Raw genomic sequence first — 6,707 nt, 5'->3', positions numbered from 1 at the left:
CCGGGAGAGCATCTGCCTTACAAGCAGAGGGTCGGCGGTTCGATCCCGTCATCACCCACCATTCGCTTTCAGTGTTACGCGCAGCGGTAGTTCAGCCAAGCCGATGACCGGCGAGCCGGGCAGCGCCATGCACCTGCACCAGAGCATCATCGACATCGAGACTGGCAAGAACGTCTTCTCCAATGAAGACGGGACCATGAGCCAGCTGTTCCTCAACCACATCGGCGGCCTGCAGAAGTTCATTCCCGAGCTGCTGCCGCTGTTCGCCCCCAACGTCAACTCGTTCCGCCGCTTCCTGCCGGACACCTCGGCGCCGGTGAACGTGGAGTGGGGCGAAGAGAACCGCACTGTGGGCCTGCGCGTGCCGGATGCCGGGCCGCAGAACCGTCGGGTGGAAAACCGCCTGCCGGGCGCCGACGCCAACCCTTACCTGGCCATCGCCGCCAGCCTGCTGTGCGGCTTCATCGGCATGGTCGAAGGCCACAATCCGAGCGCCCCGGTGGTCGGTCGCGGTTACGAGCGGCGCAACCTGCGCCTGCCGCTGACCATCGAAGACGCCCTGGAACGCATGGAAAACAGCAAGACCATCGAGAAGTACCTGGGCAAGAAATTCATCACTGGCTACGTCGCGGTCAAGCGGGCCGAGCATGAAAACTTCAAGCGCGTGATCAGTTCATGGGAGCGGGAGTTCCTGCTCTTCGCCGTCTGATGCGCGGGGCGCCGCGCTCACCGGCGGCGCCTTCACCGGAAAACTAGGAGAGTTCCAATGACCAGCAACAACCCGCAAACCCGTGAGTGGCAAACCCTCAGCAGCGAGCACCACCTGGCACCGTTCAGCGACTTCAAGCAGCTGAAGGAGAAGGGCCCGCGCATTATCACCAACGCCGAGGGCGTGTATCTCTGGGACAGCGAGGGCAACAAGATCCTCGACGGCATGGCCGGGCTGTGGTGCGTGGCCGTCGGCTACGGTCGCGAGGAACTGGTCGAGGCCGCCAGCAAGCAGATGCGCGAGCTGCCGTACTACAACCTGTTCTTCCAGACCGCCCACCCGCCGGCATTGGAACTGGCCAAGGCCATCTCCGACGTTGCCCCCCAGGGCATGAACCATGTGTTCTTCACCGGTTCCGGCTCCGAAGGCAACGACACCATGCTGCGCATGGTTCGCCACTACTGGGCGATCAAGGGCCAGCCGCAGAAGAAAACCATCATCAGCCGCGTCAATGGCTACCACGGCTCCACCGTGGCCGGCGCGAGCCTAGGCGGCATGACGTATATGCACGAACAGGGCGACCTGCCGATCCCGGGCATCGTGCATATTCCACAGCCTTACTGGTTCGGCGAGGGGGGCGACATGACCCCGGACGAATTCGGGATCTGGGCGGCCAACCAGCTGGAAGAGAAGATTCTCGAAGTCGGCGTCGACAATGTCGGGGCCTTCATCGCCGAGCCGATCCAGGGCGCGGGCGGGGTGATCGTGCCGCCGGACAGCTACTGGCCGCGGATCAAGGAGATCCTTGCCAAGTACGACATCCTGTTCGTCGCCGACGAGGTGATCTGCGGGTTCGGGCGGACCGGTGAGTGGTTCGGTAGCGATTTCTACGGCCTCAAGCCGGACATGATGACCATCGCCAAGGGCCTGACGTCCGGCTACATCCCCATGGGTGGCCTGGTGGTGCGCGACGAAGTGGTGGCGGTGCTCAACGAGGGCGGCGACTTCAACCACGGTTTTACCTATTCCGGGCACCCGGTGGCCGCCGCCGTGGCCCTGGAAAACCTGCGCATCCTGCGCGACGAGAAAATTATCGAGCGCGTCAAGGCAGAAACGGCACCTTATTTGCAGAAACGCCTGCGGGAACTGAACGATCACCCGTTGGTGGGCGAGGTTCGCGGAGTCGGCCTGTTGGGCGCCATCGAGCTGGTCCGGGACAAGGCCACCCGTGCGCGGCATGTCGGCAAGGGCGTGGGCATGATCTGCCGGCAGTTCTGCTTCGACAACGGCCTGATCATGCGCGCGGTGGGCGATACCATGATCATCGCGCCGCCCCTGGTGATCACCAAGGAGGAGATCGATGAGCTGGTGGCCAAGGCGCGCAAGTGCCTGGACCTGACCCTGAGTGCGTTGCAGGGCTAAGTGCTAGGCTCTGAGCGGGAGTACCCCCAAGTACTTTCGCTCGGGGCGGTCATAAAGGATGGGGCTTTTGTTGAAAGCCCGCCTTGTAACTTGCCAGACTACCGCCTGTTTTTAGTTGCCCGGCAATCGGCCGCTGAACGTAAGGTTAAAAAGAATAATTGGAGCACTACGCATGAAGGCATTAGGTATGAAGAAAACTGGCAAGACCCTACTCGCCATGTCCCTGATGGGTGCGATGGCGGCAGCAGCCCAGGCGGACGACAAGGTGCTGCACGTTTACAACTGGTCCGACTACATCGCCCCGGACACCATCGCGAACTTCGAGAAAGAGTCCGGGATCAAGGTGGTCTACGACGTTTTCGACAGTAACGAAACCCTGGAAGCCAAACTGCTGGCAGGCAAGTCCGGCTACGACATCGTCGTACCCTCGAACAACTTCCTGGCCAAGCAGATCAAGGCCGGCGTTTATCAGGAGCTGGACACCTCCAAGTTGCCCAACTGGAAAAACCTGAACCAGGAACTGCTCAAGGCGGTTTCGGTCAGCGACCCGGGCAACAAGCACGCGTTCCCGTACATGTGGGGCTCCATCGGCATCGGTTACAACCCCGAGAAGGTCAAGGCTGCGCTGGGCGTCGACAAGATCGATTCCTGGGATACCCTGCTCAAGCCCGAGAACATCGCCAAGCTCAAGGGCTGCGGCGTGAGCTTCCTCGACTCGCCAACCGAAATGATTCCGGTCGCGCTGCATTACCTGGGCCTGCCGACCGACAGCCAGAAGAAAGACGACATCAAGAAGGCCGAAGAGCTGTACCTCAAGATCCGTCCTTCGATTACCTACTTCCACTCCTCCAAGTACATTTCGGACCTGGCCAACGGCAACATCTGCGTAGCGGTCGGCTATTCGGGTGACGTGCAGCAGGCCAAGTCCCGTGCCGCCGAAGCCGGCGACAAGGTGAAAGTCAGCTACGCCATTCCGAAAGAAGGCGCCGGCAGCTTCTTCGACATGGTCGCCATTCCGAAGGATGCCGAAAACGTCGAGGGCGCCTACAAGTTCATGACCTTCCTGCAGAAGCCTGAAGTCATGGCCAGTATCACCAACGCCGTGCGTTTCCCGAACGGCAACGCCGCCGCAACGGCGCTGGTAGACAAGGACATCACCAGCGATCCAGGCATCTACCCGCCAGCGGACGTGCAGGCCAAGCTGTATGCGATCGCCGATCTGCCGGCCGCTACCCAGCGTGAGCTGACCCGCAGCTGGACCAAGATCAAATCCGGTAAGTAAGGCCTGACCTGTAGCCGCTGACGGGGCCGTAATGGCCTCGAAGGCGGCCGACACTGTTCGAGGCAGCAGTGTCGAGCACCGCCCCGCGGCAGCGGCTACAGCGTTTTGCAGTCATTAAATGACAGAAAGTTTTGCTGGATCGGTTTATCGAGGGTAAGTTGCGCGCCGGTTTTGTTGCTGGGCAGTCGTTGGCTGTCAGGTAACGCGGGCAACTTCAGGCCCAATTATTGAGAGGACCTCCACTTGCCTATTTCTTTATTTCGCAAAGCCATGCTGGTAGGTGCCGGACTGACGCTGGCCGTCAGCGTCTATGCCGCGCCGACCGTGCATATTTATAACTGGTCCGACTATATCGGTCAGAGCACATTGGCGGACTTCGAGAAAGCCACGGCGATCAAGCCGGTGTATGACGTGTTCGACTCCAACGAAACCCTGGAAGGCAAGTTGCTCGCCGGTCGTACCGGTTATGACGTGGTCGTGCCGTCCAACCACTTCCTGGGCAAGCAGATCAAGGCCGGGGCGTTCCAGAAGCTCGACAAGGCGCAGTTGCCCAACTATGCCAACCTCGACCCGGTGCTGCTCAAGCGCCTGGAAAAGAACGACCCGGGCAACCAGTACGCTGTGCCTTACCTGTGGGGCACCAACGGCATCGGCTACAACGCCGAGAAGATCAAGGCCGTGCTGGGCGTGGACAAGATCGACTCCTGGGCCATGCTGTTCGAGCCGGAAAACATCAAGAAACTGTCGAGCTGTGGCGTCGCCTTCCTCGATTCCGCCGATGAAATGCTCCCGGCGGTGCTCAACTACATGGGCCTGGACCCCAACAGCCAGGACCCCGAAGACTACAAGAAGGCCGAAGCCAAGCTGATGGCGGTGCGGCCCTACGTGACCTACTTCAACTCCTCGAAATACATCTCCGATCTGGCCAATGGCGAGATCTGCGTGGCCGCGGGCTTCTCCGGCGACGTGTTCCAGGCCAAGGCCCGCGCCGCCGAAGCCGGCAAGGGCATCGAGATCGCCTATGTGATTCCCAAGGAGGGCGGCAACCTCTGGTTCGACATGCTGGCCATTCCCAAGGACGCCGGTAACGTCAAGCAAGCCCATGCCTTCATCAATTACCTGCTCAAGCCTGAGGTGATCGCCCAGGTCAGCGACCACGTCGGCTACGCCAACCCGAACCCCAAGGCGGGCGAACTGATGGAGCAATCGGTGCGCCAGGACGCAGCGGTTTATCCACCGCAGGAGATTGTCGACAAGCTTTACGTCAACTCGGAGTTGCCGCCCAAGATCCAACGACTCATGACCCGCAGCTGGACCAAGGTCAAGTCGGGCAAATAGCGTCAATCGCTCAAACTATCCTGGGTTCGCCCGCCTTGGGCGAACTGCACTCTTTTTTTTTGGGAGTTTCGTAAATGGCAGTTGCCTCCGGCGCCTACAAGAAAGCCCTCGAGGGCGACCAGACACCGAAGCAGGTGCTGGTCAAGATCGACCGGGTCACGAAGAAGTTCGACGAGACGATTGCCGTGGACGACGTGTCCCTGGAAATCAAGAAAGGCGAGATCTTCGCCCTGCTCGGCGGCTCGGGTTCGGGCAAATCCACCCTGCTGCGCATGCTGGCAGGCTTCGAACGGCCCACGGAGGGGCGTATCTACCTGGACGGTGTGGACATCACCGACATGCCGCCCTACGAGCGGCCGATCAACATGATGTTCCAGTCCTACGCATTGTTCCCGCACATGACCGTGGCGCAGAACATCGCCTTCGGCCTGCAGCAGGACAAGATTCCCAAGGCCGAGATCGATGCCCGCGTGACCGAGATGCTCAAGCTGGTACAGATGAGCCAGTACGCCAAGCGCAAGCCGCACCAGCTGTCCGGCGGCCAGCGTCAGCGCGTGGCCCTGGCCCGTTCCCTGGCCAAGCGCCCGAAACTGCTGCTGCTCGACGAGCCCATGGGCGCCCTGGACAAGAAGCTGCGCTCGCAGATGCAGCTGGAGCTGGTGGAGATCATCGAGCGTGTCGGCGTGACCTGCGTGATGGTGACCCACGACCAGGAAGAGGCCATGACCATGGCCGAGCGCATCGCCATCATGCACCTGGGCTGGATCGCCCAGATCGGCAGCCCGATCGATATCTACGAAACTCCGGTGAGCCGCCTGGTCTGCGAGTTCATCGGCAACGTCAACATCTTCGAGGGTGAAGTGATCGACGACGCCGAAGGTCACGCGACCATCACCTGCAAGGACCTGGACCGCAACATCTACGTGGGCCACGGCATCAGCACCTCGGTGCAGGACAAGTCGGTGACCTACGCCATCCGCCCGGAAAAACTGCTGGTGACCCCGGACATGCCGACCTGCGAATACAACTGGTCGAGCGGCAAGGTGCATGACATCGCCTACCTGGGCGGACACTCGGTGTTCTACGTCGAACTGCCGAGCGGCAAGCTGGTGCAGTCGTTCGTGGCCAACGCCGAACGTCGCGGCGCACGGCCGACCTGGGGCGACCAGGTCTACGTCTGGTGGGAAGACGACAGCGGCGTGGTACTGCGCTCATGAACATGCGAAAGCTCAAGCGCCGCCTCGACCGGATAACGCCCGGTGGCCGTCAGTTGGTCATCGGGGTCCCGTTCCTCTGGCTGTTCCTGTTCTTCATGCTGCCGTTCTTCATCGTCCTGAAGATCAGCTTCGCCGAAGCGGACGTGGCCATTCCGCCGTACACCGAGATCTACAGTTTCATCGACCAGAAGCTGCAGGTGCTGCTCAACCTGGGCAACTACGCGATGCTCGGCGACGACGAGTTGTACATCGCCGCCTACCTGGGCTCGCTGAAGATGGCCTTCTTCAGCACGCTGCTGTGCCTGTTGATCGGCTACCCGATGGCCTATGCCATCGCCAGCGCCCGCAAAGAGATGCAGACCGTGCTGGTGCTGCTGATCATGATGCCGACCTGGACCGCGATCCTGATCCGCGTCTACGCCTGGATGGGCATCCTCAGCAACAACGGCCTGCTCAACGGCTTCCTGATGAGCATGGGCTGGATCGACGAGCCGCTGCAGATCCTCAACACCAACCTGGCGGTCTATATCGGCGTGGTCTATTCCTACCTGCCGTTCATGGTCCTGCCGCTGTACGCCAACCTGGTCAAGCACGACACGAGCCTGCTGGAAGCCGCGTCCGACCTGGGGTCGAGCCACTTCAACAGCTTCTGGAAAATCACCGTGCCGCTGTCGAAGAACGGCATCATCGCCGGCTGCATGCTGGTGTTCATCCCGGTGGTGGGCGAGTTCGTGATTCC

General features: G+C 61.1%; 5 protein-coding genes and 1 pseudogene. All 6 read left to right on the top strand.

The window, feature by feature from the left end:
- Positions 1 to 94: 94 nt before the first annotated feature.
- Positions 95 to 709: pseudogene (locus ACQKQA_RS29305) on the top strand (glutamine synthetase); the annotation flags it as partial.
- Positions 710 to 766: 57 nt separating this feature from the next.
- Entirely contained in the window at positions 767 to 2,131 is a 1,365-nt protein-coding gene (locus ACQKQA_RS29300; protein ID WP_427564670.1) for an aspartate aminotransferase family protein, read from the top strand.
- Positions 2,132 to 2,318: 187 nt separating this feature from the next.
- Positions 2,319 to 3,413 (top strand): polyamine ABC transporter substrate-binding protein, encoded by a 1,095-nt coding sequence (locus ACQKQA_RS29295; protein WP_427564671.1) that lies wholly within the window; start codon positions 2,319 to 2,321, stop codon positions 3,411 to 3,413.
- A 243-nt stretch (positions 3,414 to 3,656) separates the two neighbouring features.
- Positions 3,657 to 4,751, top strand: coding sequence for a polyamine ABC transporter substrate-binding protein (locus tag ACQKQA_RS29290; RefSeq protein WP_427564669.1), 1,095 nt, complete (start codon positions 3,657 to 3,659; stop codon positions 4,749 to 4,751).
- Positions 4,752 to 4,825: 74 nt separating this feature from the next.
- The gene (locus ACQKQA_RS29285; protein ID WP_427564668.1) at positions 4,826 to 5,968 is read left to right on the top strand and encodes an ABC transporter ATP-binding protein; all 1,143 of its coding nucleotides are present in this window, start codon (positions 4,826 to 4,828) and stop codon (positions 5,966 to 5,968) included.
- Positions 5,965 to 6,707, top strand: a 743-nt coding sequence (locus ACQKQA_RS29280; protein ID WP_427564667.1) for an ABC transporter permease subunit, incomplete at its 3' end; no start/stop codon positions are given. The genes ACQKQA_RS29285 and ACQKQA_RS29280, both read left to right, overlap by 4 nt.

It is taken from the genome of Pseudomonas sp. NPDC089530 (assembly GCF_050280705.1).
GTDB lineage: Bacteria > Pseudomonadota > Gammaproteobacteria > Pseudomonadales > Pseudomonadaceae > Aquipseudomonas.
This window is presented reverse-complemented; position numbering and strand designations above follow the sequence as displayed.

What these genes read in the sequence shown, in the direction of transcription:
- ACQKQA_RS29300 (WP_427564670.1), top strand. Translation starts at nt 767, where the DNA reads ATGACCAGCAACAACCCGCAAACCCGTGAGTGGCAAACCCTCAGCAGC.
- ACQKQA_RS29295 (WP_427564671.1), top strand. Translation starts at nt 2,319, where the DNA reads ATGAAGAAAACTGGCAAGACCCTACTCGCCATGTCCCTGATGGGTGCG.
- ACQKQA_RS29285 (WP_427564668.1), top strand. Translation starts at nt 4,826, where the DNA reads ATGGCAGTTGCCTCCGGCGCCTACAAGAAAGCCCTCGAGGGCGACCAG.